Annotated in this window: 21 protein-coding genes; 5 read left to right on the top strand and 16 right to left on the bottom strand. The window is 65.7% G+C overall.

Annotation, left to right across the window (positions count from 1 at the left end; genetic code table 11):
- Window positions 1–39: 39 nt before the first annotated feature.
- Together L1277_RS09780 and L1277_RS09775 are read right to left on the bottom strand one after the other, a co-directional pair.
- A complete protein-coding gene (locus L1277_RS09780; RefSeq protein ID WP_253376191.1) occupies window positions 40–1944 on the bottom strand; it encodes a DUF2207 domain-containing protein in 1905 nt (634 codons plus the stop codon).
- An 18-nt stretch (window positions 1945–1962) separates the two neighbouring features.
- The gene (locus L1277_RS09775; RefSeq protein WP_253376190.1) at window positions 1963–2802 is read right to left on the bottom strand and encodes an aldo/keto reductase; all 840 of its coding nucleotides are present in this window, start codon (window positions 2800–2802) and stop codon (window positions 1963–1965) included.
- 32 nt (window positions 2803–2834) lie between these two features.
- On the opposite strand from L1277_RS09775, the gene L1277_RS09770 reads away from it, so the two are divergent.
- Complete coding sequence (locus L1277_RS09770) at window positions 2835–4955, top strand: S9 family peptidase (RefSeq protein WP_253376189.1); 2121 nt, start codon at window positions 2835–2837, stop codon at window positions 4953–4955.
- 109 nt (window positions 4956–5064) lie between these two features.
- Here L1277_RS09770 and L1277_RS09765 read toward each other — a convergent pair whose 3' ends face one another.
- Entirely contained in the window at window positions 5065–6093 is a 1029-nt protein-coding gene (locus tag L1277_RS09765) for a 6-phosphofructokinase (protein ID WP_253376188.1), read from the bottom strand.
- A gap of 163 nt (window positions 6094–6256) precedes the next feature.
- On the opposite strand from L1277_RS09765, the gene L1277_RS09760 reads away from it, so the two are divergent.
- Together L1277_RS09760 and L1277_RS09755 are read left to right on the top strand one after the other, a co-directional pair.
- On the top strand, window positions 6257–6526 hold the full coding sequence (locus L1277_RS09760; protein WP_253376187.1) for a mycoredoxin: 270 nt from the start codon (window positions 6257–6259) through the stop codon (window positions 6524–6526).
- Window positions 6527–6681: 155 nt separating this feature from the next.
- The gene (locus L1277_RS09755) at window positions 6682–7101 is read left to right on the top strand and encodes a hypothetical protein (RefSeq protein ID WP_253376186.1); all 420 of its coding nucleotides are present in this window, start codon (window positions 6682–6684) and stop codon (window positions 7099–7101) included.
- 33 nt (window positions 7102–7134) lie between these two features.
- Here L1277_RS09755 and L1277_RS09750 read toward each other — a convergent pair whose 3' ends face one another.
- The 9 genes from L1277_RS09750 to L1277_RS09710 all read right to left on the bottom strand — a co-directional run bounded on the left by L1277_RS09750 (window position 7135) and on the right by L1277_RS09710 (window position 19060).
- Complete coding sequence (locus L1277_RS09750; RefSeq protein ID WP_253376185.1) at window positions 7135–7497, bottom strand: DUF6804 family protein; 363 nt, start codon at window positions 7495–7497, stop codon at window positions 7135–7137.
- Window positions 7498–7499: 2 nt separating this feature from the next.
- The gene (locus tag L1277_RS09745; protein WP_253376184.1) at window positions 7500–9695 is read right to left on the bottom strand and encodes a DEAD/DEAH box helicase; all 2196 of its coding nucleotides are present in this window, start codon (window positions 9693–9695) and stop codon (window positions 7500–7502) included.
- 135 nt (window positions 9696–9830) lie between these two features.
- A complete protein-coding gene (locus tag L1277_RS09740; RefSeq protein ID WP_374110201.1) occupies window positions 9831–12104 on the bottom strand; it encodes a heavy metal translocating P-type ATPase in 2274 nt (757 codons plus the stop codon).
- 31 nt (window positions 12105–12135) lie between these two features.
- Complete coding sequence (locus L1277_RS09735; protein ID WP_253376183.1) at window positions 12136–13020, bottom strand: glycerophosphodiester phosphodiesterase family protein; 885 nt, start codon at window positions 13018–13020, stop codon at window positions 12136–12138.
- A gap of 219 nt (window positions 13021–13239) precedes the next feature.
- Window positions 13240–14100: an aldehyde dehydrogenase gene (locus L1277_RS09730; protein ID WP_253376182.1), complete on the bottom strand. Its 861-nt coding sequence runs from the start codon at window positions 14098–14100 to the stop codon at window positions 13240–13242.
- Complete coding sequence (locus L1277_RS09725) at window positions 14097–15674, bottom strand: aldehyde dehydrogenase family protein (protein WP_253376181.1); 1578 nt, start codon at window positions 15672–15674, stop codon at window positions 14097–14099. Before L1277_RS09725 ends, L1277_RS09730 begins: the two co-directional genes overlap by 4 nt.
- A 9-nt stretch (window positions 15675–15683) precedes the next feature.
- A complete protein-coding gene (gene deoC / locus L1277_RS09720; protein WP_253376180.1) occupies window positions 15684–16694 on the bottom strand; it encodes a deoxyribose-phosphate aldolase in 1011 nt (336 codons plus the stop codon).
- A gap of 59 nt (window positions 16695–16753) precedes the next feature.
- Window positions 16754–17710 carry a sugar-binding transcriptional regulator gene (locus L1277_RS09715; protein WP_253376179.1) on the bottom strand — a complete coding sequence of 319 codons (957 nt, stop codon included), beginning with the start codon at window positions 17708–17710 and terminating at the stop codon, window positions 16754–16756.
- A 141-nt stretch (window positions 17711–17851) separates the two neighbouring features.
- Window positions 17852–19060: an MFS transporter gene (locus tag L1277_RS09710; RefSeq protein WP_253376178.1), complete on the bottom strand. Its 1209-nt coding sequence runs from the start codon at window positions 19058–19060 to the stop codon at window positions 17852–17854.
- A gap of 76 nt (window positions 19061–19136) precedes the next feature.
- On the opposite strand from L1277_RS09710, the gene L1277_RS09705 reads away from it, so the two are divergent.
- Complete coding sequence (locus tag L1277_RS09705) at window positions 19137–19814, top strand: maleylpyruvate isomerase family mycothiol-dependent enzyme (protein WP_253376177.1); 678 nt, start codon at window positions 19137–19139, stop codon at window positions 19812–19814.
- 35 nt (window positions 19815–19849) lie between these two features.
- Here the strand turns inward: L1277_RS09705 and L1277_RS09700 are convergent, their stop codons facing one another.
- The 4 genes from L1277_RS09700 to truB are packed head-to-tail and all read right to left on the bottom strand — an operon-like array spanning window position 19850 to window position 22617.
- Complete coding sequence (locus L1277_RS09700) at window positions 19850–20779, bottom strand: bifunctional riboflavin kinase/FAD synthetase (protein WP_374110200.1); 930 nt, start codon at window positions 20777–20779, stop codon at window positions 19850–19852.
- Window positions 20776–21258, bottom strand: coding sequence for a hypothetical protein (locus tag L1277_RS09695; RefSeq protein ID WP_253376175.1), 483 nt, complete (start codon window positions 21256–21258; stop codon window positions 20776–20778). Before L1277_RS09695 ends, L1277_RS09700 begins: the two co-directional genes overlap by 4 nt.
- Window positions 21259–21301: 43 nt before the next feature.
- Window positions 21302–21670 carry a hypothetical protein gene (locus tag L1277_RS09690; protein ID WP_253376174.1) on the bottom strand — a complete coding sequence of 123 codons (369 nt, stop codon included), beginning with the start codon at window positions 21668–21670 and terminating at the stop codon, window positions 21302–21304.
- Window positions 21667–22617, bottom strand: coding sequence for a tRNA pseudouridine(55) synthase TruB (truB, locus tag L1277_RS09685; protein WP_253376173.1), 951 nt, complete (start codon window positions 22615–22617; stop codon window positions 21667–21669). Before truB ends, L1277_RS09690 begins: the two co-directional genes overlap by 4 nt.
- A 31-nt stretch (window positions 22618–22648) precedes the next feature.
- On the opposite strand from truB, the gene L1277_RS09680 reads away from it, so the two are divergent.
- Window positions 22649–23674: a ketopantoate reductase family protein gene (locus L1277_RS09680; protein ID WP_253376172.1), complete on the top strand. Its 1026-nt coding sequence runs from the start codon at window positions 22649–22651 to the stop codon at window positions 23672–23674.
- The last annotated feature ends 7 nt before the right edge of the window (window positions 23675–23681 follow it).

Genomic DNA, 23681 nt, shown 5'->3' with positions numbered 1-23681 from the left:
GGAGTCGCGTCAACTTGAGACGCTCGGTTAGGCGAATGCTCAGCGACCGCCTCCTCCGCCCCCTCCTCCACCGCCACCGGAAAATCCTCCGCCACCTGATCCGCCCGAACTGCTCGCGGTCGCACTGGCCGACCACGGGGTGGATGATCCGGACGACGTGGTGAATGTGCCAAGGCCGGCAGAAAAGCTCACTGGGCTGAAGCCGGACCGGCTCGAATACCAGTCGGGACCGGTTGCAGATTGTTCGTAGTATCGACCCAATTCTTTCGACCATTGCTCGTCAACGCCCCACAACACCGCAAAGGGCAGCAGCTTTTCGTAGAACTTCACCATCTGCATCGTGTCGGCCGCGTCGACGGTGTCCTCGACACTGACCCGTTGGGCACCGGCCGGGCTCTGCAGCATCGCGATGCGGTCTGCCTCGGCGAGCTCGAGATAATCACGGAGGCCGAGGAGGTACTCACGGACTTCGGCACCCTGCGGCGTGAGCGCGTTGCGCGAGGTGATGGCGATGAAGCTGGAGATCACGGCGATCATCGTGACGACCAGCGAGAGAGCCACCCAGGCATTGACGCCATACAGGGCGAGAGCGAAGCCGAAGAGCCCTACCGTCGCGAGAAGCACAGCGAGCGCCAGTATGACAATCCAGCGTCGGCCGGCAACGGTCTTCTTCACCCGGAGGCCCGCGTCGACGGACAGTACGGGGGCGCCGGCAATGAACCCCTGCACGGCCTTCGCCAGGGCAGCATCGCTCGCGTTGAGGTCCTTCATCGTACCCGGGCGCCGCCGGGGGCTGAAGAGGGCGTCGAGAATTTCACGATCAGCAGCCGACGCACCGGCATCCGTCATGAATTGCAATCGGTACTCTCGTTTGTTCGCTCGCAGGAACGACGCTTGTTCGCCGTCGTCGATGATGCGCAGGTTGCCTCTGACCGCGAGGCTCAGGAGAACGGCAGGCATTGCTTTCGCCGTCTTCGCGATGAGATCAGCGGCCACGAAAATGTCGAGGCCGCGTGGCACGGTGTACTGCGGAATGACTATTCCGCGTCCGGGCGCGTCTGCCGTACTTCGACGGCGAAGAACTAGTGCCGCGATCAGCGTTCCGACGCCGACCAGGGAGACGCCAATAGGAACCACGGTGAATATCGGCCAGGTTGACGGAATCTCCGGGGTGACAAACGTGCCCTTGTCAAAGGCGACCGAGAGTGAAAAGTTCTCACCTGGGGCCAGCGCGGTGCGGGGAGTAGCGAAGACCGTCGCACCATCCGTGCGCGTTTCGGCGACGTCGCACGCTCTCGGTGACCCCTGCTGACCGACGTAGCACGCTGAGTTCCCCGTCAGTTCCTCGGCTAGCTCCTCGGGAACAACAATGCGCATCTGAGCCTCGGCAAATGGCTGGTCCCAACCGGTCCCGGGCGCATCCCAATACAGCTCATCCACCGCCGTGTCTGCAAAAGCACGCACGGCATCCCTCTGGGTGTACTCGATCACGTACGTCTGCGTTCCGCGTACATAGTCGTCGGTGCCCAGAGCGAGTTGAATGAAACCGTCCTCGGTCTCGCTGTCGTCGTATGGCACAGCATTGCCGTCGGCGTCGGTCACCGAGACGATCTCGGTGTGCAGGTTGACGCCGAGGTACCCTTCGGGGATCGCGCGAATGATCCCCTTGTTCTGGTCGGCGTCCGGAAACTCAGCGACGAAGGTCTCGACAGATGTCAGCGTCGAGCGCCCCTCGTCGTCTTTCCCCAGGGTGTATTCACCCTCGAAGGAACTGAAGGTGAAGTCGGACACGTCCGAGCGGACGCTGGGCACGGCAGCAGCCGGTGAAGCCGGCGCGAATATTGGGCCGGCGAGGACAGCACCAAGCGCCACGGCAATGGCCGCCGCCCGGACGAACAGCGAACGGACGGGTGGTCGGGAGGGGCATCTCGGCGTCGACGTCATGGCCCCAGCCTAGGAGACCTACATCTCCTCGTGGGTGTTGGGGTCTCCGCCGAAGAGGCGCCCGTCTGGCTTGCCCAGGGCGGTGATGGCGGCGATCTCGTCGACCGTGAGGTCGTCGCCGGGCATCTCGAAGTTGGAACGTTGGCGCTCGGGGTTGGCCGACTTCGGCAGCGGAACAATGCCCCGCTGAACGTGCCAGCGCAGCACGGCCTGCGTCGGGGTGATGCCGTGTGCATTCGCGATGTCGGCGATCACCTGCTCCTGGTAGGGCGCCGCACGCTTGCCGAGGGGGCTCCACGCCTCGGTCAGGATTCCGTGCTCGCGGTGGTACTCGACGAGCGCGTCCTGCGGGAAGTATGGGTGCACCTCGATCTGGTTGACCGCGGGGAGCACCCCGGTCTCCGCCCCGAGCCGCTCGAGAAACGCCTCGGTAAAGTTCGACACTCCAATCGAGCGCACCCGGTGGTCCTTCTGCAGTTGCACCATGGCCTTCCAGCTCTCCGCGAACTTTCCTACGGAGGGGTTCGGCCAGTGAATGAGGTAGAGGTCGATGGTCTCGAGCCCGAGCGCTTCGGCTGAGGCCTCAAACGAACGCAGTGTCTCGTCATAGCCGTGGTCCCTGCCGGGGAGCTTGGTGGTGACCACGATCTCGGACCGCGGCACGTCACTGGCCGCGATGGCCCGGCCGACCACGTCCTCATTGCCGTAGTTCACCGCCGTATCGATCAATCGATAGCCGATCTCGAGAGCCGAGCTCACGGCATCCGCTCCCTCTGAACCGGTGAGGGGATACGTCCCGAATCCGATCGCCGGAAGCTGGGAGCCGTCATTGAGGAGGTGCGGGGCGGGAAGAGTCATGCCTTCGACCCTAGTCCCGGTAGCGTGAAGTCATGCCGAATGAACTCGCACCGATCGCCCCGAAGCGCCCCGCAACTCGACAGCACCACGGCGACACTGTTGTCGACAACTATGAGTGGCTGCGCGAGAAGGACAACCCGGAAGTGATCGCGCACCTCGAGGCCGAGAACGCGTACACCGAGGCCGAGAACTCGGCACTCGCGCCGCTGCGGCAGACGCTTTTCGAAGAGATCAAGGGCCGCACCCTCGAGACAGACCTCAGCGTGCCGGTGCGTGAAGGTGACTGGTGGTACTACTCGCGCAGCGTTGAGGGCTCCGAGTATGCGCTGCACTGCCGCGCGCCGATCTCGGGCCCAGACGACTGGACTCCCCCCGCCCTCGAACCGGGCGTCGACGTGGTCAGCGAGCAGGTACTTCTCGACGGAAACGTCGAAGCAGAAGGACACGACTTCTTTTCGCTCGGCTCCTTCGACGTGTCGCAGGACGGTGAACTGCTGGCCTGGGCCGTCGACACCGAAGGCGACGAGCGGTTCACCCTCCGCGTGCGCAACCTGGTCACCGGTGAGGAGCTCCCCGACGAGATTCCGAACACCAGCCACGGTGCGACCTTCTCCCCCGACGGCCGGTACATCTTTTACACGACGGTCGACGAGTCCTGGCGCCCAGACACCCTGTGGCGGCACGAGGTGGGGACACCGGTGCGTGCCGACGTGGTCGTGCTCAGCGAGCCCGACGAACGGTTCTGGGTCGGTGTCGGCGTCACCCGCAGCGCAAAATACATCGTCGTCGTCGTGTCGTCGAGTGTGACGAGCGAGTGGCTCGTGATCCCGGGTGACGATGCCACCGCCGAGCCGCGGGTGCTCTGGCCGCGGCGTGACGGCGTCGAGTATTCGGTCGAGCACGCGGTGATCGGCGGCGAGGACTGGTTCCTGCTGCTCCACAATGACGCGGCACCCAACTTTGAGCTGGTTGCTCTGCGAACGGATGCTGTCAGCACCGGCCCAGAGGACGCTCTCGTCGTGCGCGCACACAGCGCGGATATCCGGCTCGAAGACGTTGAGGCGTTTGCCGGCCACCTCGTTCTGTCCTACCGCCGCGCCGGGCTCAGCCAGCTGGGCATCGCGAGCCTCGACGGCGTCCACTCCCCCGACACCGTGACGGTGTCTGAGGTGCCGTTCGATGAGCCGCTGTACACGGTCGGCTCGGGAAACAACCCCGAGTGGGCACAACCGACCGTTCGACTCGGCTATGGCTCACTCGTGACACCGGCGACGATCTACAACCTTGACGTGCGTTCCGGTGAACTCACCCAGCTCAAGCAGCAACCGGTGCTGGGCGGTTACGACCCGGGCGAGTACGACCAGAAGCGCGAGTGGGCGGTGGCCGACGACGGTACACGGGTGCCCATCTCGCTGGTCTGGAAGAAGAACGTCGCGACGCGCCCCGGCCCCCTCGAGCTCTACGGTTACGGCTCCTATGAGGCGAGCATGGACCCGTCGTTCTCGGTGGCACGGCTCAGCCTGCTCGACCGTGGAGTCACCTTCGCGATTGCCCATGTGCGCGGTGGCGGAGAGCTGGGCCGGGCCTGGTACGAGGATGGCAAAGCCCTATCGAAGAAAAACACGTTCACCGACTTCGTGGCCTGCGCCCGGCATCTCATTGCCGAGGGCTACACGACGCCCGAGCAGATGGTGGCCGAGGGCGGAAGCGCGGGTGGCCTGCTCATGGGCGCTGTGGCGAACCTCGCCCCCGAGCTGTTCGCCGGGATCCTGGCTGGGGTACCGTTCGTCGACGCGCTCACGAGCATTCTCGACCCGAGCCTTCCGCTCACCGTCATCGAGTGGGACGAGTGGGGAAACCCGCTCGAGGACGGTGAGGTGTACGCGTACATGAAGTCATACTCGCCGTACGAGAACGTACGTGAAGACGTCACGTACCCGCCGATCCTCGCGGTGACGAGCCTCAACGACACCCGCGTGCTCTACGTCGAGCCCGCGAAGTGGGTCGCGCGACTGCGAGAGGTCGGGGCACCAGCGCAGCTCAAGATTGAGATGAGCGCCGGCCACGGTGGCGTCAGCGGTCGCTACAACGCCTGGCATGAGCGCGCATACGAGCTCGCCTGGCTGCTCAAGGTGCTCGGCCTCGCCGATTAGCGGCGAGCGCGCCAGATTCCCTGCGAGTGCTCCAGCAACTTCTGCAGCACTCGCAGGGATGTGCAGCGCTCGGTAAAGGAGCCCGCGCGAGACGACGCAGAGAGCGGGACTACCCGAAGAGGATCGCGGCCTCGTCGTAGCGTTCCTGCGGCACGGTCTTGAGTCCGCCGAGCGCATCGGCAAACGGCACGTTGACGAGGTTCGTTCCGCGGAGGGCCACCATGGTGCCCCACTCTTCGTTCATGACCGAGTCGATCGCCGCCATGCCGAGTCGCGTGGCCAGCACACGGTCGTACGCACTCGGCACGCCGCCGCGCTGCAGGTGCCCGAGCACTGTGGCCCGTGACTCGATGCCCGTGCGCTCCTCGATGATCGGCGCGAGCACATCGGCAATGCCGCCGAGGCGTGGGCGGTTGAACGCATCCAGACCCTTCTCAGAGTGTGCGCTTTCCATGGTGTCGAGGGTGAAGCCCTCCGACACGACGATGACCGGTGCCCGACCACGGTCGCCGACGCTCTTCGCCCACTCGCAGATCTGGTCGATCGACTGCGGCTGCTCGGGAATGAGGATGGCGTGCGCGCCGGCAGCCATGCCCGAGTGCAGGGCAATCCAGCCGACGTGGCGGCCCATCACTTCGACCACCATGCACCGGCGGTGGGACTCACCGGTGGTGCGCAGGCGGTCGATGGCCTCTGTCGCAATCTCGACGGCCGTGTCGAATCCAAACGAGTAGTCGGTGGCGTCGAGGTCGTTGTCGATGGTCTTCGGAACGCCGACGATCTTGAGCCCAGCGTCGGTGAGCCGCTTCGCCGCGGCCAGGGTGCCCTCGCCGCCGATGGCGATGAGCGCGTCGATGCCGAGCCGGTCGAGCGTGGCCTGCACGTTCTCGGGCCCGCCGTGCGGTCCTTCGAACGGGTTGGTGCGGCTGGTGCCGAGGATCGTCCCACCCTGCTTGCCGAGCCCGCGCACACTGTGGCGGTCGAGCGGCATGGTCAGTCCCTCAACGACACCCTTCCAGCCGTCGCGAATTCCGACGAACTCCTGGTTGTGAATCTTGGTGCCCTTGAGCACAGCTCCGCGAATGACAGCATTGAGTCCGGGGCAGTCGCCGCCGCTGGTGAGCACACCAATTCTCATAGGGATACGTTCCTCATACAGTGGGGGAATGAAACAGTCGGGAATGAAAAGTGCAGCGTCGTTGCTGCATCGACAATAGCGCGAAGCGCGGGCGAGGCTCTAACCGGGCGGCGCTCCCGGCGCATCAGCGTCAACACATCCCACAACGGAAGAAGCGAACCTCATGAGCACAGCCCCCAGCTATGTCCCCGAAAACGGCACCATCACGATGTTTTCGACCGGGTGGTGCGGCTACTGTGCGCGGCTGAAGAGCCAGCTCGATAAGGAAGGGATCGGCTACACCGAGGTCAACATTGAAGAGGTGCCCGGTACCGCTGAGCTCGTGGCGAGCCTCAACGGCGGCAACCAGACGGTGCCGACCGTCATCTACCCCGACGGCACCTCGGCCACCAACCCGTCGCTGATTGCGGTCAAGAGCGCACTCGGCGTCTAAGCCCCACAGATCATTTCGAGAACGGATGCTGTCGCGCACGTCGTGCGCACCAGCATCCGTTTCTCATTTCGCATAATTTTCCGGTGTCGTGGCAAACATCGCTTCCCGGACGCAAGGGGTAGCCGGTCGGGTGCCGTGCGACGTAGCCTCGAGCCATGACCGATGCGCAGAACACTCCAGAAACCGGCCCGAACTTCGACAACGTCGACAGCGCCGACACCGCTGACACGTCGGGCACCGCAAGCGGGGGCACCGAAGGGGTTGAGAACACGGCGACGTCAAACGACCCGCTGACCGACTTCTCGATTCCGCAGGACGCCGACATTGTGGCCGATGATGCGGCCGGTGACCCCGAGTCTCATGACTCCGGTGCCGGTTCAACAGAAAGCAATGCGACCGGGGACGACGCCGGATCGAACGCCGCCGAATCGAATGCAGCCGAATCGAACGCCGCGGACGACGACGCCATAACCGACGAGCCCAGTGACCAGGCGGGCCAGGTCGCCGACAATCCAGCTGTGGACGCCGCGACTCCGGCCGAGGCCGAGGAACTCACGCCAGAGCCCGGTTCCTAAGTCTCCCGCGAGAACGTTCCGACCGCCATCGGCCTAGCGCCGGTGGCGGTCTTCTAGTTCGGCCTCGACCTTAATCAGTACGCCAGCCGCGACGAACGGGATCGCCGCGATGAGCTGGGCAGCGAACCAGCCGTCGCCCGAGAGCGGCAGCGGAAGCACCGGGTTCCACAGCACAATGATCGGCACCAGCACGACAAGCCAGAGGTACTGCTTCGCTTGAATTGCGAACCAGCCGATGATCACGGCAAGGATCGTCACGACGAAGTGAACGAGAAGGAACCATGAGTTGTCCATAAACCCGACGCCGGCCATCAGGACGATGGCCGCGAGGATGCCCGGAGCAAGCGCGGGCCGCGCGAACCTCGGTTCGGCGGCTTTCCTGCTCTGCTGCGCCACCGCTACGCCTCCAGTGCGTCGCGGAGGAGCCCGATGAGAGCGTTGAGCTGCACGGAGTCGCTCGTCGTGATGTCCTGGTCACTCCCGTCGAGGGCACGAGCAGCGAGGCCCTGCTTGCTGTCGATGAGCTCGGCGATCTTCGCGTCGATGGTGTGCGCTGCAATGATGCGCCAGGCGGTGACGGGTTCGTCCTGACCGATGCGGTGCACGCGGTCGATGGCCTGGGTCTGCTCGGCAGCGGTCCAGCTGAGCTCGGCAAGCACGACGTTCGACGCGGCCTGCAGGTTGAGGCCGACGCCAGCAGCGGTGAGTGAACAGACGGCAACAGCGACATCCGGATCGGTATTGAACGCGTCAATCGCGGCCTGCCGGGCCGGTGTCGACTGGTCGCCGCGGATGGACACGGTCTTCAGGCCGCGACCGGCGAAGACCTGCTCCGCGGTATCCATGACATCGATGTGCTTCGCGAAGAAGACCACCTTGCCGACCGAGTGCGCCAGTTGCGCCGTGTAGTCGGCCGCAAGCACGGACTTGGCCTGGCCGATCTTGCGGACCATGGTGAAGACGTTCTCTGCGCCGCCGGATGCTTTCGACTCGTCGAGCTCACCCTGCGCGACGAGGCGCATGATGTCGGTGTCGAGCTCGCCGGCGAACGATGCCCGCTCGCCACGGGCCTCGAGGATGCGGCGGTACTTGGCGGCGAGCCGTGCGCCGAGCTCGCGCTCAGCGTCGCGGATCGAACGACCGAGGTCATCGTCGAGTTCGACCGGGATGTCGGCGATGAGCTTCGACGGCAGGTCTTTGGCCACGTCGATCTTGCGTCGGCGCACGATACCCATATCGATGACGGCGCTGCGGGCCTCGGGGTAAAAGTCCCTGTCTGCCGGGGTGAGGCCGGTTTCTTCGAGTTTTGCCATCAGCTCGGGAGCGGGCTTGTCACCCTGGACCCAGCCGAGGAACTGCCAGATGGCGTTGAAGTCTTCGACGTCGTTGATGAGCGGGGTTCCGGTGAGTGCAAGCAGCAGCGGGTTCCCGCCCGGGGTGAGCTTGCGGATGCGGGAAGCCAGCGACAGCACGTGCTGGGACCGCTGCGAGTGCAGGTTTTTGATGAAGTGCGCCTCATCGACAACCATTCCCTTGAAGCCGAGGGTGCCCAGCCAGGCCAGGTGCCTGTCGAGCACTTCGTAGTTCACGATGACGACGTCGGCGAAGGCGTCGAGGTCTCGGCCGTCACCGTGGATGACCGTTGCCCGGCGGTTCGGCGCCCAGCGCTCCACTTCCCGTGCCCAGTTCATCTTCACGACGTTGGGCACGACGGCCAAAAGTGGCCAGGCGTCAGCGACGCTCGCCGCGAGGATCGACTGGGCGGTCTTGCCAAGACCCGGCTCGTCGGCGAGCAGGAAGGTGCGGTGCCCCTCGCGGACAGACTCAACAAAGCGGGCCTGGTGACGCATAATTTCGCGTCCCTTGGGCGACAGCCGATCGATTTTCGGAGCCTCAGGCAGCTCCATGCTCGCGGCTCGGCCCCCAGAGCCCTGCTCGAACGCCTTGTACAGCGGGCCCATCAGTTCCCAGTTGGAGAGTCGGCCGCTGACCGGCGGCTTGGCCGTCGGAGCGTCGAGCGCGGGCGCGAGGAACGGGTTCGCGAGCAGCCGGGATTTCACTGACTGCGGGATGACCTGCTTCTCCGCGAGCTCGGCCGGGACAACCGGCTCGAGCACCGGCTGGGAGGTGGTGATGATGAGTTCATCTGGGCTCAGTTCGGCACCGGACTCGAGCAGCCAGTCACGACGCAGCTTTTGTGCAACCGGTGTGGTGGCGGCATCCGCTTCAAGAAGAGTGATGAGCGAGGTATCACGAGCGGCCGTTTTGGCGAGGATGGTGGCGACGCCGTCGAGCCGTTTGAGCAGCTCCGCGCGCGTGCTGTCGCTCAGGGTCGTGTCGGCCTTAACCCGGGCGCGTTCCTCACGCACCAGGAAGGCGATGACCTGGAACTTGGTGCGGTTGGTGGGCCCCACCTTGCCCTTTTGGGCCTTCGCCTCGACCTCGCGCACCTTGCGGGCGAGGATCGGGATGATCGGGGCGTCGTCGTCGTGACGCGAGGATGATCGCGTCGACGATGGGCGCGATGAACCGCGCGATGACGATCCACGGGTGGCCTGTCGGCCAGAACTACGGCGTGTACCGGTGTACGGCATGCTCCTCCTGAGCAGTCGAAAGGCCAAGCGGATGCCGATGGCCGAGACAGCGGGCGCCGGATACGAGACCGATCAACGCGAAGAAATTCTTGCGGAGCGGTACACCCCACACGGCGGGCGCACGCCCATTCTACGCTATTGAGCCCGTTCGCGTGGCGCGAATGACCGCAACCTCAGGCTGTTGAGTACGACGAAAACGCTGGAGAACGCCATTGCTGCGCCGGCGACCATCGGGTTGAGGAGTCCGAACGCGGCGAGCGGAAGCGCGGCGACGTTGTAGGCGAAGGCCCAGAACAGGTTGCCGTGGATGGTGCCGAGGGTACGGCGGGACAGTTCGACGGCGTCGGCCACTCCCCCGAGCTCAGACCGCACGAGGGTGATGTCCGCGGCGGAGATGGCCGCGTCCGTTCCGGACCCCATGGCGATACCGAGGTCAGCGGTGGCCAGGGCTGCCGCGTCGTTCACGCCGTCGCCGACCATGGCGACGCGAGCGCCGGTCGACTGCAGTCGAGAGATCTCGGCCACTTTCTGTTCCGGCAGCACCCCGGAGACCACCCGGTCGATTCCCACCTCGGTGGCAACGGCGTGAGCGGCCCGCGCGTTGTCTCCGGTGAGCAGCACCGGGGTGAGGCCGAGTTGCTTGAGACGGGTGACGGCGTCACGAGCGTCGGCTTTGACCCGGTCGGACAGGGCAAGCACCCCACGCACCTCGCCGTCCCAGCCGACAACCACCGCCGTTGCACCCGACGACTCGGCGCGCTCGACGGCGGCGGCCAGCGTCTCGCCCAGCACGCACCCGTGCTCGGCCACGAACGCGGGTCGGCCGACGACGACGTGTGTGCCCTCAACGGTTCCGGTGACGCCGAGCCCCGACGTCGAGACGAAGTCGGCGACCGGCGCCAGTGCTGAGTCTCCCGCTCCGGCCACAATGGCGCGAGCGAGCGGATGTTCCGACGCCGTCTCGAGCGACGCCGCCCGAAGCAGCGCGGCCGGGTGGGTAGCCGTCACCTCGGTGAGCGTCATCGTTCCGGTGGTCACCGTACCCGTCTTGTCGAGCACAACGGTATCGATGCCGCGGGCCTGCTCGAGCGCGTCAGGCCCGGTGATGAGGATGCCGAACTCCGCGCCGCGACTGGTGCCGACGAGCAGGGCGACCGGGGTGGCGAGGCCGAGCGCGCACGGGCAGGCGATGATGAGCACGGCGACCGCAGCGGTAAATCCGGCAGACACCGGGTTGCCGGCGAGCACCCAGCCAACCAGGACGACGGCAGCCAGCACGATGACGATTGGGACGAAGATCGCGGCGATTCGGTCGGCCAGACGCTGGGCACGTCCCTTACCGAGCTGTGCAGACTCAACCAGTCGCGCCATCTGCGCCAGCTGGGTATCCCGCCCGATCCGGGTGGCCCGGACGACGAGGCGTCCTCCGCTCGCGATCGTCGCACCGGTGACGGTGTCACCCTCCCCTACGTCGACGGGAACCGGCTCACCGGTCAGCATGCTGGCGTCGACCGCAGCTGAGCCCGATTCGACGACGCCGTCGGTGGCAATCGTCTCTCCCGGCCGCACGACGAATCGGTCACCGACCGCGAGCTCGTCAATGGGAATGGTGACCTGGGCCGACCCTGATGATCCTGGGCGCAGCACCGTGACGTCATGGGCACCGAGTTCGAGCAATGCACGGAGCGCCTGCCCTGCCGTTCGCTTGGATCGCTGCTCGATATACCGGCCCAGGAGCAGGAACACGGTGACGCCCGCCGCAACCTCGAGGTAGATGGCGCCCGACGCGTCGGCGTTGGGCGTGAACAGGCTGAACTCGTGTGTGGCGCCTGGCATGCCGGCCATGCCGAAGAACAGTGCCCACAACGACCAGAGGAAAGCGGCGCCGGTGCCCAGGGTGATGAGCGTGTCCATGGTGAGAGAGCCATGGCGCAGGTTGACCCACGTGGCCCGGTGGAACGGATACCCGCCCCACACCACGACGGGGGCCGCGAGCGTGAGCGAGAGCCACTGCCAGTTGGGAAATTGCCAGGCCGGAACCATGGCGAGCGCGATCACCGGAATCGCCAGCACCGCGCTGACGATCAGGCGCGTGAACAGCGGCGTGAAACCACCGGCACCCGGGGTTCCGTCAGCGTTTGCGCCCTCGGGAGTTGCGGGTTCAGGGCCGCGCCGTTCCGGAACCACGGACGCGGAATAGCCCGCGGATTCGACGGCGGCAACGAGCTGTTCGGCCGTGATTGCGTCGGGGTAGGTGACCCGGGCCCGCTCGGTGGCGAGATTGACCTCGGCTGCCACACCGTCGAGTCGCTCGAGTCGCTTCTGGACGCGTGACACGCAACTGGCACAGGTCATCCCAGTGATGTCGAGGGTTGAGGTGTTCTGCGTTGTGTTCGTCACACGCTCCAAGATACCCCTAGGGGGTATCAACAGCAAGTCGTCAGGTACCGGGTGCGGTCGATGCGAGCCACGCATCGAGGTTCGATGGACGATCCGTGATGATGCCGTCGACACCGAGCGATCGAGCATGCTCCCACGTTTCCTCGGAATTGAGCGTGTACAGCAGAACGCCGAGCCCGGCAACGTGCATGTCATCGATGAGCGTTGGACGCGCTGCAAGCAGCTTCGATGCGGTCACCACACCGATGACCCCGAAGGATCGGGCGTACGTGACCGGGTCGTCGGGCAGTGCTCGCAGGATGGCGAGGCGCGGTATGGCCGGGGCAAGGGCAGCGGCACTCGAGAGAGACCCGAGATTGAAGCTCATAAAGATGACTCGGTTCGAGACGCCGGCGTCGTCAATGAGCGTGGTCACAACGGCGAGCTCGTCGATTGACCAATATCCCTTGAGCTCGAGTAGCGCCTTCTTGTCGCTCGGGGCAAGGATCGCCAGGAACTCAGCGAGCGTGGGGATGCGCTCCCCCGCGAAGGCCGCCGAGTACCAGGACCCCGCGTCGAGTGACTGCAGCTCGGCGAGCGTCTTGTCAGCGAGAGGCCCGACTCCATCTGTCGTGCGCTTGAGCGTGCGGTCATGGAAAAGCACCGGGACGCCGTCGCTCGAGCGTGAGATGTCGGTTTCGACGAAGTCGAGGGGCGAATCGATCGCATGCTGCAACGCTGTCAACGTGTTTTCCGGCGCGACCGAACGGTCGCCGCGGTGTCCCGCCATGAAGAACGGCTCGCCCGGTTCCCGCAGCTCGCCGAACATGTCGGTTGCATAGACGGGCGTCGCCCCCGGGTTCACGATGAGAAGAACGATGATCGCGACGGCGGCGCAGAAACTCGCGCACAGCGGAAAGACACCCTGGCGCGTTCGGGACGTCATCATTGACCACCTGTTCCTGTGTCGGGCAGAATTTCGGGTGGTTGAAGCCTAGGGGCGCCCGTTACCCTTTCGTTATCTTTCGGAGCGGCGCACTCACCCCAATCCAGGGGATGCGAGGGTTGTGGCCGTCGCTGCCACGCAGCATCCGCTGTTCGAACGCACGAAAAAGGCCGGGACGACGTCCCGAAGGATGTCGTCCCGGCCACCGGGCGTGAGAGCTTAGATCAGGCTCTTCGTGTGCCAGACCGTTTTGGTCTCGGTGAGCGCCGTGATGCGGTCCAGGCTCGGGGCTGCGGAATCGGTACCGCCTTCGGGGCGGAGCACTCGCTTAAGCGTTTCGGCCGCCGCGATCTCAAGGTCGACCCAGTCGAGGCCGCCCGCTCCGGTGAGGTCAATGGCGTTGACGTCGGCGTGTGACGCCAGCCACGGGGTGATCTCGGCCGGCGAGCCGGTGAGAATGTTGACCACTCCCCCGGGAACGTCGCTCGTAGCGAGTACTTCGGAGAGGCTGATGGCCGACAGCGGAAGCGTCTCTGACGCGATCACGACAACGGTGTTGCCCGCGACGAGCGCGGGTGCCACCACACTGACGAGCCCGAGCAGCGACGAGTTCTGCGGGGCGACGATCGCCACGACCCCGGTCGGTTCCGGTACGGACAGGTTGAAGTACGGGCCCGAAACCGGGTTCGCGTTTCCGGCGACCTGCGCATACTTGTCTGCCCAGCCGGCGTACCAGACCCAGCGGTCGATGGCCTCGTCCACCTGACGATTTGCTGCATCCGCGGATACGCCCTCCGAACGCTCGATCTCGTCAACGAACTGCACACGGCGTCCTTCGAGAAGCTCGGCGATGCGGTAGAGCACCTGTCCGCGGTTGTAGGGGGTCGCGCCAGCCCAGCCGGACTGCGCGCTCCGTGCAGCAACTACCGCGTCGCGAGCGTCCTTGCGGGATGCCTTCGCGGCGTTGGCGAGGAACGTCCCGTCCGTCGCTGCCACTTCGTAGGTGCGCCCGGACTCCGAGCGCGGGAACTTTCCCCCGATGTAGAGCTTGTAGGTCTTGGGAACGGCGAGGCGGCTCATTTGCTGCCCTTCTTCTTCGTCACGGGTGCGGATGTCTCGGTCTCGGCGGGTGCCGGTGCGCTCGGGGTAGCGAGCTCAGCCGGCGCAGCCGTTGTGGGCAGGTCTGCGGCCGGAGCCGATGTGACCTGTCGCGTCGAACCGGCGGGCTTGAGGTAGGCGCCGAGCCCGTGCCGCCCGCCCTCGCGGCCGTAACCGGACTCCTTGTACCCACCGAACGGGCTGGCCGGGTCGAACTTGTTGAACGTGTTTGCCCAGATCACGCCGGCCCGGAGCTTGTCGGCGACAGCGAGGATGCGGCTGCCCTTGTCACTCCAGATTCCTGCGGAGAGTCCGTACGGCGTGTTGTTTGCTTTGGCGATCGCTTCCGCCGGCGTACGGAAGGTCAGCACGCTGAGCACCGGTCCGAAGATCTCCTCGCGCGCAATCCGGTGGCTCGTCGACACGTTCGTGAAGATCGTCGGTGCGAACCAGAACCCGGTCGACGGGAGCTCGCACTCCGGGCTCCAGCGCTCAGCGCCTTCGGCCTCGCCCACGTCGCTCAGCGCACGGATGCGGTCGAGCTGAGCGGCCGAGTTGACCGCACCGATGTCGGTGTTCTTGTCGAGCGGGTCACCCAGTCGCAGCGTCGACAGGCGCTGCTTGAGTCGGTCAACCACCTCGTCGTGGATGTTCTCCTGCACGAGCAGTCGTGATCCGGCGCAGCAGACGTGCCCCTGGTTGAAGAAGATGCCGTTCACGATGCCTTCGATGGCCTGGTCGATCGGCGCGTCATCGAAGACGATATTCGCGGCCTTTCCACCGAGTTCAAGGGTCACACGCTTGTCGGTTCCGGCGATGGCACGAGCGATGCCCCGGCCAACATTGGTCGAGCCCGTGAAGGCGATCTTGTTGACGCCTGTGTGGTTCACCAGTGCAGACCCGGTCGCCCCCGCACCGGTGATGATGTTGACGACACCCGCTGGCAGGTCGGCCTGCTGCAAGATCTCGGCAAACAGCAGAGCGGTGAGCGACGTGGTCTCGGCGGGCTTCAGCACAACAGTGTTGCCCGCGGCGAGGGCCGGTGCGATCTTCCAGGCCAGCATGAGCAGCGGGAAATTCCACGGGATGATCTGACCGGCAACACCGAGCGACGCGGGGTTTGGGCCGAGCCCAGCGTGATCGAGCTTGTCGGCCCAGCCTGCGTAGTAGAAGAACCACGCAGCAACGAGGGGCACGTCGACGTCGCGGCTCTCCTTGATCGGCTTGCCGTTGTCGAGGCTCTCGGCGACCGCGAGTTCACGCGCCCGCTCCTGCACCAGCCGTGCAATCCGGAAGAGGTACTTGCCGCGGTCAGAACCGGACATCCGCGACCAGACGTTGTCATACGCGGCACGAGCAGCGGCAACCGCCCGATCCACATCGGCGTCGTTAGCCGAGGAGATCGTGGCGATCGTCTTCTCGGTTGCGGGCGAGATAGTGGCGAATGGGGTGCCGTTTCCGTCCACGAACTCGCCGTTGATGAAGAGTCCGTACTGGCTCTTCAGGTTGAGGATCGCCGTCGACTCGGGGGCCGGCGCGTAGTCCAGAAAACTCATTGTCATCCTTTAATCGATCGTGACGTAGTCAGCGCCGGAGTAGTGGCCGGTGGTCATCTTCTGCCGCTGCAGCAACACATCGTTGAGCAGGCTCGATGCTCCGAACCGGAAGAGGTGAGGCTGAAGCCAGTCCTCACCAACCGTCTCCGCGACGGTGACGAGGTACTTGATGGCATCCTTTGAGGTACGGATGCCTCCAGCCGGCTTGACGCCGATTTTCTCGCCGGTGAGGCGGTGCCAGTCCCGCACAACCTCGAGCATGAGGAGCGTCACCGGCAGCGTTGCTGCCGGTGACACCTTGCCGGTTGACGTCTTGATGAAGTCGCCACCGGCGAGGATCGACAGCCACGAGGCACGGCGGACGTTGTCGTAGGTGTTGAGTTCACCGGTCTCGAGAATGACCTTGAGGTGCGCGTATGTTCCGTCTGCGCGGCGGCAGGCTTCCTTCACCGCAACGATCTCGTCGAAGACCTGGCCGTATCGGCCGGCGAGGAACGCGCCCCGGTCGATCACCATGTCGATTTCATCGGCGCCAGCGTCGACGGCGTCTGCCGTGTCGCTGAGCTTGATAGCGAGCGAGGCGCGGCCGGAGGGGAAGGCGGTTGCGACCGCTGCGACGTTGATCCCGGAGTCGGTGCCCTTCGCGTGGTGGGCGCCGAGCGCTTCGACGGCGTACGGCACCATGTCGCCGTAGACGCAGACGGCCGCGACCCGCGGCGTACTCGCGTCGGTGGCGTCGGGCGTGATGGCCTTGGCGACGAGTGAGCGCACCTTGCCGGGGGTGTCTGCACCCTCGAGGGTGGTCAGGTCGATGAGGCCGATGATGGTGTCGAGCGCCCACTTCTTCGACGTGGTCTTGATCGAGCGGGTGCCGAGGCCGGCGGCGCGCTGCTCGAGGCCGACAGCGTCGACCCCGGGGATTCCCTCGAGATAGCGGCGGAGATTCGCATCGGTCACCGGCCCGTCGAAGAGTTCAAGGGCGGTTGCTCGGGGCGCAACAGCCTGAGTGATGTCGGTCATGCGTAGATGTCCTTCTGCGTGGTGGTGTTCAGGTCGGGAAAATGAGAAGGCTCGACCGGTCAGGAACCGGTGTCGAGCAGTGCCAGTGCTGTTGCTTCGTCTGTCACCAGCACCGTGCACAGTCCGCTGGTGACAACCGCGCGGGCAACGGGGATCTTTCCGGCGCCGGCGATGACCGCGACGCTCGTGGTCGCGCGGCGGAGAGTGTCGAGGCTGAGTCCGACAGTGCGCTCGTTCAGTGACGGGTCGACGATCATGCCGGCCGCGTCGATGTAACGGCCGACCACGTCGCCAACGGCACCGCGGCGCACCAGCTCGTCGACGTCGTTCGGCGTCAGGTACCCGCTCTCGACGAGAGCCGAGTCGTGCCCGGCGACGCCGGCACTGTAGAGGTAAGCAGAGGCGTCAGCAGCCATGCCGAGCACCCCGCCGACGGTGCGATCCGCCTCGATCGAGCGTTTGGTTTCGAGCCGCTCGAGGATCGCAGGGCTCGGCAGCAGGGTGGCCTGGCCCGAGGCCTTCCGAGCGATCTCGAACGCCGTTGCCGCTGCGGTGCCTGCGCGCTGGTTGACGCTCACTCCGCCGTTGATCTGAACGACGTTGACGCCGGTTGCCCAGCCCTCGCTCAAGTGCTCGGCGACATCGTGCAGGGTTCGACCCCAGCTCACCCCGAGCACGCGCGGAACGGGTCGGAGGCTGGCCAGGTAGTCGGCAGCGGCCTGCGCTGCGCGAGCGCGAAGATCATCTGCGCCCTGCGTTCCTGCTGCGGGAACAACGATGGCGTCGCGAATGCCGAAGCGTTCGCAGAGGGTGCGCTCGAGGGTCAGCTTGCGAGCCCGCGGGTGCACGATCTCGATGCGGATGAAGCCCTTCTCCTTGGCTGAAGCGAGGAGGCGACCCACCTTCCAGCGGGTGAGCTTGAGGATCGCGCCGACTTCGTCCTGGGTCTTGTTCTCGTCGTAGTACAGCTCGGCGGCGCGAATGGACAGCAGTTCGTCGTTGTCGATGGTGTCCACCGCTCTCCCCTGTCGTCGTCTGTGCGGGCGCGTGCACGCATGCTCCAGCCTAGGTCGGCGGAGTGCGCAGAACAACACTCGTGGTGGTTTCTGCTCATATGAGCAGAGCGGCGGGAATTCGCCATCGGATGCTGCTCCGGTTCAGGCGCCATCCTCGATGGCGCGGTCCCGAGCGACGACCGCTCCCGCGAAGACGCCGACGAACGCCACGCACACCAGCACAATGAGCGGCACCGTCCAGCCGCCGGTCACGTCATGGGTAATCCCCACCACGAGCGGGCCCACCGCCCCGATGACGTATCCAACGCTCTGCACGAAGCTCGACAGGGCGATGGCACCATCATGGGTCCGAGTGCGGAGGTTGATGAGCACGAGGGCGAGAGGAAAGAGGAGCGGCCCGAGTCCGATAAGCACGACCCACAGGACAGGAACGGATGTGGGAGCAAGGAGGAATCCGGCATAACCGGCCACGAGGCATCCGATCGCCACATAAACGAGCAGCGCGACGTTCTTCATGCGGGCGGCGAGGATCGGGATGATGAGGCCGGCCGGGAAGCCCATGAATGCGTAGATCGAGAGCCACGCGCCGGCGGTGGCGTCGCTGACCCCGACGATGTCCTGGACGAGGCTGGGTAACCAGGCAAACATGGCGTAGGCGTTGAGCGAGGAGAGCCCGAACACGACGGCAAGCGACCACGCGAGCGGAGAGCGCCAGAGCCGACCGACGACATCGGATTTGGCGGCCTCAAGCGCGGGAGCGGCAGGTGCCCTGCGGTCAGTGGCCAGCAGTGTCAGCCAGGGAACCAGCGCGATGACGCTCACCCCGGCCCACATGGCCAGCGAGACGCGCCAGCTCGCGGCGTCGGCAACCGGCACGGCAACGAGTGGCGGCACGAGCGTCGAGACCGAGAGCATGGTGACGTAGATCGTCGTGATGAGCGCAATGCGATCGGGGAAGTACTTCTTGACGATCGGCGGCAGGAGCACATTGCCGAGGCCGAGCCCCGCGAAGGTCACCGCGCTGCCAAGGACGAGGACGAGGACATCGCCGGCGATGCCGCGGATGAGGTGCCCGAGCAGAATGGCTCCCAGTGCAGCGATGAGCACGACCTCAAGCTTGGTGCGGCGCACGAGCGCAGGCGTGAGGATGCCGAAGATGGCGAAGCACACCGGGGGCATCGAGCCGAGCAAACCCACGACCACGGGATCGAGCGGAAGGTCGGCGGAGATCCGGCCGAGGATCGGCGACAGCGCACCGACGGCGGTACGGAGGTTCGCGGCAACGAGGATGATTCCGACGAAGGCGAGCACCCGGCCCGACATCAGCGGGCGGGGAGCGTTCGGGGTCACCGCTTCAGTTTAGGGGTGCTTCACGGCGGGCCAGCGCCGCTCGACCGGCCGTAGGAACGGCGCGTAGGGTGTACTCATGTTCGCCTCCCGAAAGCGTCAGTCCGAGCCGTCCCCGACGCGCGGACAGCAGATCGCAGACGCACTGAACCTTGTGGGCGACGGTCTCGACACCCTGTCCGCCGTCCAGTGGGCAAGCCCGAGCCTCTGCGAAGGCTGGAGTGTGAAGGACACCATTGCCCATCTGGTCTGGCGCATCGGCACTCCATCGGTGCGGCTGGCCAGCGACGTGGTTCGAGCGTCGATCGCCGGTCGGCACGCCAACCCGATGGGGTCGTTCGACGACATTGCCCGCGGCATTGCCGACTCCGGCGGGACCGACGAGCTGCGTCGCGAGTTACGTGCCATCGCGGCTGAGAAGGCCGATGGGCGCGGCCGCACGAGCACAGGCGAGCTCGTCGAAGCGATCGTGCACGGCTACGACGCCCTGCACCCGCTCGGCGTCCGGCTGCCATTCGATCCCGAGACCACCCACGCGGTCGCCCTCGCGAGCACACTCACCGCGTCGCGCGAGGTGCGGGCGCTGCTGCGTCACCGCACGCTGGTCGCCGTCGACGCCGGATGGCGCATCGGGCACGGGTCGGAAATCGTCGCAGACGCGGCGAGTGTCATTCTTTACCTGCACGGCCGGAAAGCCATGCAGCCGCCGAGCCGGGAACGGTTACTCGCTCCGGCACCGACCCCCGGCCTCGCCTGACGCGGCACCAGAGAACACTCGCCACAAGCTGCCGGTCAGCTGAGCAGCTGGCGAACCCGCTCGACGTCGTCCGCCATCTGCACGATGAGCGGCTCGATGCCCGTGAACGCGACCATGCCACGAATGCGTTCCACGAACTGCACTTCCACAATCTGGTCGTAGAGGTCAATCTCCCTGTCGAGCACGAACGCTTCGACTTGCTTCTGCGGCACACCGTCGAAGGTGGGGTTATTACCCACCGAGATCGCGGACGGCAGCCGCTCAGACCCGACACGAAGCCAGCCCGCGTACACACCGTCGGCGGGAATCAGGCCGTCCGAGTCCGGGGAGAGGTTCGCTGTGGGGTAGCCGAGTTCACGCCCCCGCTTCGCACCGTGCACCACGAGTCCGCGCACGGCGGGGTCGTGCCCGAGCAGCTGGGCCGCATCCGACACCCGCCCCTGGGCGAGCAGTTCCCGAATCCAGGTCGATGAGACGCGTCGACCGTCCACCGGTGCGACATCCGGAATCGTCTCGACGTCGAAACCGAACCGTCCACCGAGCTCGCGCAGCAGGGCAACATCGCCCGCTCCGCGATGACCGAACCGAAAGTCGTTTCCGACAAGCACGAGCTTCGCGCGGAGTGCACCGGTGAGCACAGTGGTGACAAAATTCTCTGGCGAGAGTTGCGCCAGCTCGCGATCGAACGGCAGCAGCAGGGCGGCGTCAATGCCGGTCTCGGCAAGCAGATCGAGCTTTTGCTCGTTTCCCACCAGCACCTGCGGGCATTTTTCGGGAGCGAGAAGGGCGAGCGGATGCCTGTCAAACGTCACAACAACGGAATTCAGCCCGCGGTCTTCCGCGGCCTGGCGAAGTCGGGCGATGACGGCACGGTGGCCGGCATGCACTCCGTCGAATTTGCCGATGGTCACGGCCGTTTCGCCGAAACCCTCCGGAACGTCAGTCACCCGGCGGAAGGTGATCACCGGGCGTCGCCCGTCGCTCCGGCCGCGACGCCGCGGTTCGGCCGGTGGCGTGCAAGCCACCACATGCCGAGTGGTGGGAGCACGAGCGGGATGAAGAGGTATCCGGCGCCGTAGTACGACCACACCGTTGCGGCCGGGAACAGCTCAGGGTCAACGATGCTCAGGGTGCCGATCGTGAGCACACCGAGGAACTCGAAAGCGATAGTGATCCAGGCGATCCGGTACCAGCCCGATCCGCTCCTGATGAGGGCGACAGTTGCGACGATGTAGACGACGGCGGCCAGCGCAGACAGCGTGTACGCGACGGGCGCCTCGTCGAACCGCTCAGCGATCTGCACAAACGAACGGCCCGTCGCTCCGAGAGCCAGGATTCCGTAGACGACGACGAGGACGCGTCCGATACCGGAAATACCGCGCTTCGGTGAAGCGCTCGAGGGGGAAACAGGCTTGGCCTGCAGGCGCTCGTTGGGTGATGTCATTTGAAAACCAGTGTATTCGCGTTTTTGAGGTGGTTTCGCCCGGTTACTGCGGCAGCGTCGTCCAGATTTGCTGCATGCGGTAGACCATCACGGCGATCGCCAGCGCCGCAACGCCGAGGATGACCGTGCTCCACTTGCTGCGGTCCACCAGCGCCCAGAATCCGGCCGCGATCGGCAGCAGCAGCGCCGAGATCAGATAGGTGTAGAACTCCAGGACACTGCCAACGGCGGTGTTGCCCGTGAACGGAGCAACGATTGCCACGACGAGTTGGATGACGAGGAGCAGCTCGACGACCGCAACGGCCCCGAGCGTGAGATCGCTGGGTTTTCGCCCGGAGAACCCGACGATCAGGCACAGCAACCCGGCGAGAACGGCGACGGCCACCTGAATCCAGGTGAACGGTTCGATCATGAGTCTTGCCCGTCTGCCGGGAAGTTGACCGCACTCTTTGCGATGTCTCCGGCGATCTTCACGAGGCCAACGAGACGACCGTCGGGCGCGACACCGGCCACGAGGCCGTCGTCGCCGAGCGCCCCAGACACGGAGAGATCGCCGGCGGGCACTTTTTTCCCGTGGCCCAGGTCAATTGCCTGCTGCTCGGTTAACGAGAGAGTGGGAAAGAGAGCAGACGCCGCGTCGGCGGGACCGATCAGCTCGGTGGCAACGTCGAGAGCGTCGAGCGTTGACGCCGCGTCGACGGAAAAGGGTCCGATCCTCGTGCGGCGAAGTCTCGTCAGGTGTCCACCAATGCCGAGCGCCGCGCCCAGATCTCGGGCCAGCGCCCGGATGTAGGTTCCGGAGGAGCACTCGACGCGCACGTCCAGGTCGAGGAATCCGTCGACTTGTCGTCGCTCGAGCACGTCGAAGCGTGCGACCGTGACGGGGCGTGACTTCAGTTCGACGGTCTCCCCCGCCCGGACCAGCGCGTACGCCCGTTTGCCGTCGACCTTGATGGCGCTCACGCTCGACGGCACCTGAGAGATATCTCCGGTGAGGTTCGCCACGGCGGCGACGAGAGCGGCCTCGGAGACGTTCCGAACGGCATCCGCCTCTGCCTGAATCAGTGCTTCGCCCTCAGCATCGTCCGTCGACGTTGTCAGGCCGAGCCGAATGGTGGCGAGGTACTCCTTGTCCTGGCCGACCACGTAGGTCAACAGCCGGGTGGAGGAGTTGACGCCGAGAATGAGGAGCCCGGTCGCCATCGGGTCGAGAGTGCCCGCGTGGCCGACCCTGCGGGTGCCGGCGAGCTTGCGGGTGCGCGCGACGACGTCGTGGCTGGTGAGTGAGTGTGGCTTGTCGACGAGGAGGATGCCGGAGTGCACAGATGATCCTTTCGTGCCGAACTGGCGACGAACCATTCTCCCACACGCCGCGCCCTAGGCTGGGAGCATGCGCGTTGCCGTCATTGGAGCTGGAGCCCTCGGTTCGACCTTCGCCGCACTGCTCGACCGCGCAGGCCACGACGTCGTGCTCGTGGCGCGAGGCGCCCAGCTGGCGGCCGTTCGAGAGCATGGACTCCGCCTCAGTGGCGGGTTCGGCGACTGGCACACCACCCGGCTGGTCGCGGTGGATCGCCTGGATCAGGGCGTCACCGGAGCCGTCGATGTGGTGCTCTTCGCCGTCAAGGCGCAAGACACGTCCGCAGCGCTGGATGAGCACGGGAGCTCGATCGCGGGTGCCCGGGTCCTGGTGATCCAGAACGGCCTCGACGGAGTGGATGCGGTGTCCGGGGCACTTCCAGACTCCTCATGCATCGGGGCGCTGTCGATTGTGGCCGCGTCGTACCTCGAGCCCGGCTCGGTCACGGTCACGACGCCAGCAACGACGTACATCGGGCGTGGGACCGGTGCGCCGGACGCCGATGTGCGCCGCCTCGAAGCGGAACTCGGAACCGTGCTTCGGCTCGCGGCGATCGGCAACTTCGTGGGTGCGCAGTGGACGAAGCTGCTCGTCAACCAGCTCAACGCCCTGCCGGCCATCACCGGGCTCAGCGTCCAAACCGTCATCGCAGATCGAGCGTTACGCCGGATTATGACGAGGAGCATGCGTGAAACCGTGCGTGCGGGAATGGCCGCAGGCATCCGTTTTGGATCATTGCAGGGCCTGGGCAACCGTCGATTGCGGTTCTTCGCGGCGTTGCCGGTGGGACTCGGGCAGGCGTTGCCGCTGCTGTTCGCCGCGAGAATGGGCGCTGTGCCGAACCCGGGCTCGACCTTGCAGTCCATCCGGCGGGGCCAGCGCACCGAGATCGACTTTCTCAACGGGGCTGTCGTGCGTCAGGCGCGAGCGGTCGGGCGGAGAGCACCGGTGAACGAAATACTGACCGAGCTCGTGCACCGGGTTGAGGAGTCGGGCAATTTTCTGACGCCGGACGACGTGGTGCGTGAGGTTCGCGCCGGGACCGGATCCCGCTGAGTCTCAG

It is taken from the genome of Okibacterium sp. HSC-33S16, assembly GCF_024171565.1.
Taxonomy (GTDB): domain Bacteria; phylum Actinomycetota; class Actinomycetes; order Actinomycetales; family Microbacteriaceae; genus Mycetocola_A.
Note: the sequence above shows the minus strand (reverse complement) of the source record. Positions and strands in the feature narration are given on the sequence as shown.

What these genes read in the sequence shown, in the direction of transcription:
- L1277_RS09780 (WP_253376191.1), bottom strand. Translation starts at nt 1,944, where the DNA reads ATGACGTCGACGCCGAGATGCCCCTCCCGACCACCCGTCCGTTCGCTG.
- L1277_RS09705 (WP_253376177.1), top strand. Translation starts at nt 19,137, where the DNA reads ATGTTCGCCTCCCGAAAGCGTCAGTCCGAGCCGTCCCCGACGCGCGGA.
- L1277_RS09695 (WP_253376175.1), bottom strand. Translation starts at nt 21,258, where the DNA reads ATGACATCACCCAACGAGCGCCTGCAGGCCAAGCCTGTTTCCCCCTCG.
- L1277_RS09690 (WP_253376174.1), bottom strand. Translation starts at nt 21,670, where the DNA reads ATGATCGAACCGTTCACCTGGATTCAGGTGGCCGTCGCCGTTCTCGCC.
- L1277_RS09680 (WP_253376172.1), top strand. Translation starts at nt 22,649, where the DNA reads ATGCGCGTTGCCGTCATTGGAGCTGGAGCCCTCGGTTCGACCTTCGCC.
- L1277_RS09735 (WP_253376183.1), bottom strand. Translation starts at nt 13,020, where the DNA reads ATGACGTCCCGAACGCGCCAGGGTGTCTTTCCGCTGTGCGCGAGTTTC.
- L1277_RS09745 (WP_253376184.1), bottom strand. Translation starts at nt 9,695, where the DNA reads ATGCCGTACACCGGTACACGCCGTAGTTCTGGCCGACAGGCCACCCGT.
- L1277_RS09765 (WP_253376188.1), bottom strand. Translation starts at nt 6,093, where the DNA reads ATGAGAATTGGTGTGCTCACCAGCGGCGGCGACTGCCCCGGACTCAAT.
- L1277_RS09770 (WP_253376189.1), top strand. Translation starts at nt 2,835, where the DNA reads ATGCCGAATGAACTCGCACCGATCGCCCCGAAGCGCCCCGCAACTCGA.
- L1277_RS09755 (WP_253376186.1), top strand. Translation starts at nt 6,682, where the DNA reads ATGACCGATGCGCAGAACACTCCAGAAACCGGCCCGAACTTCGACAAC.
- L1277_RS09760 (WP_253376187.1), top strand. Translation starts at nt 6,257, where the DNA reads ATGAGCACAGCCCCCAGCTATGTCCCCGAAAACGGCACCATCACGATG.
- L1277_RS09775 (WP_253376190.1), bottom strand. Translation starts at nt 2,802, where the DNA reads ATGACTCTTCCCGCCCCGCACCTCCTCAATGACGGCTCCCAGCTTCCG.
- deoC (WP_253376180.1), bottom strand. Translation starts at nt 16,694, where the DNA reads ATGACCGACATCACTCAGGCTGTTGCGCCCCGAGCAACCGCCCTTGAA.
- L1277_RS09730 (WP_253376182.1), bottom strand. Translation starts at nt 14,100, where the DNA reads ATGAGCCGCCTCGCCGTTCCCAAGACCTACAAGCTCTACATCGGGGGA.
- L1277_RS09725 (WP_253376181.1), bottom strand. Translation starts at nt 15,674, where the DNA reads ATGAGTTTTCTGGACTACGCGCCGGCCCCCGAGTCGACGGCGATCCTC.
- truB (WP_253376173.1), bottom strand. Translation starts at nt 22,617, where the DNA reads ATGGTTCGTCGCCAGTTCGGCACGAAAGGATCATCTGTGCACTCCGGC.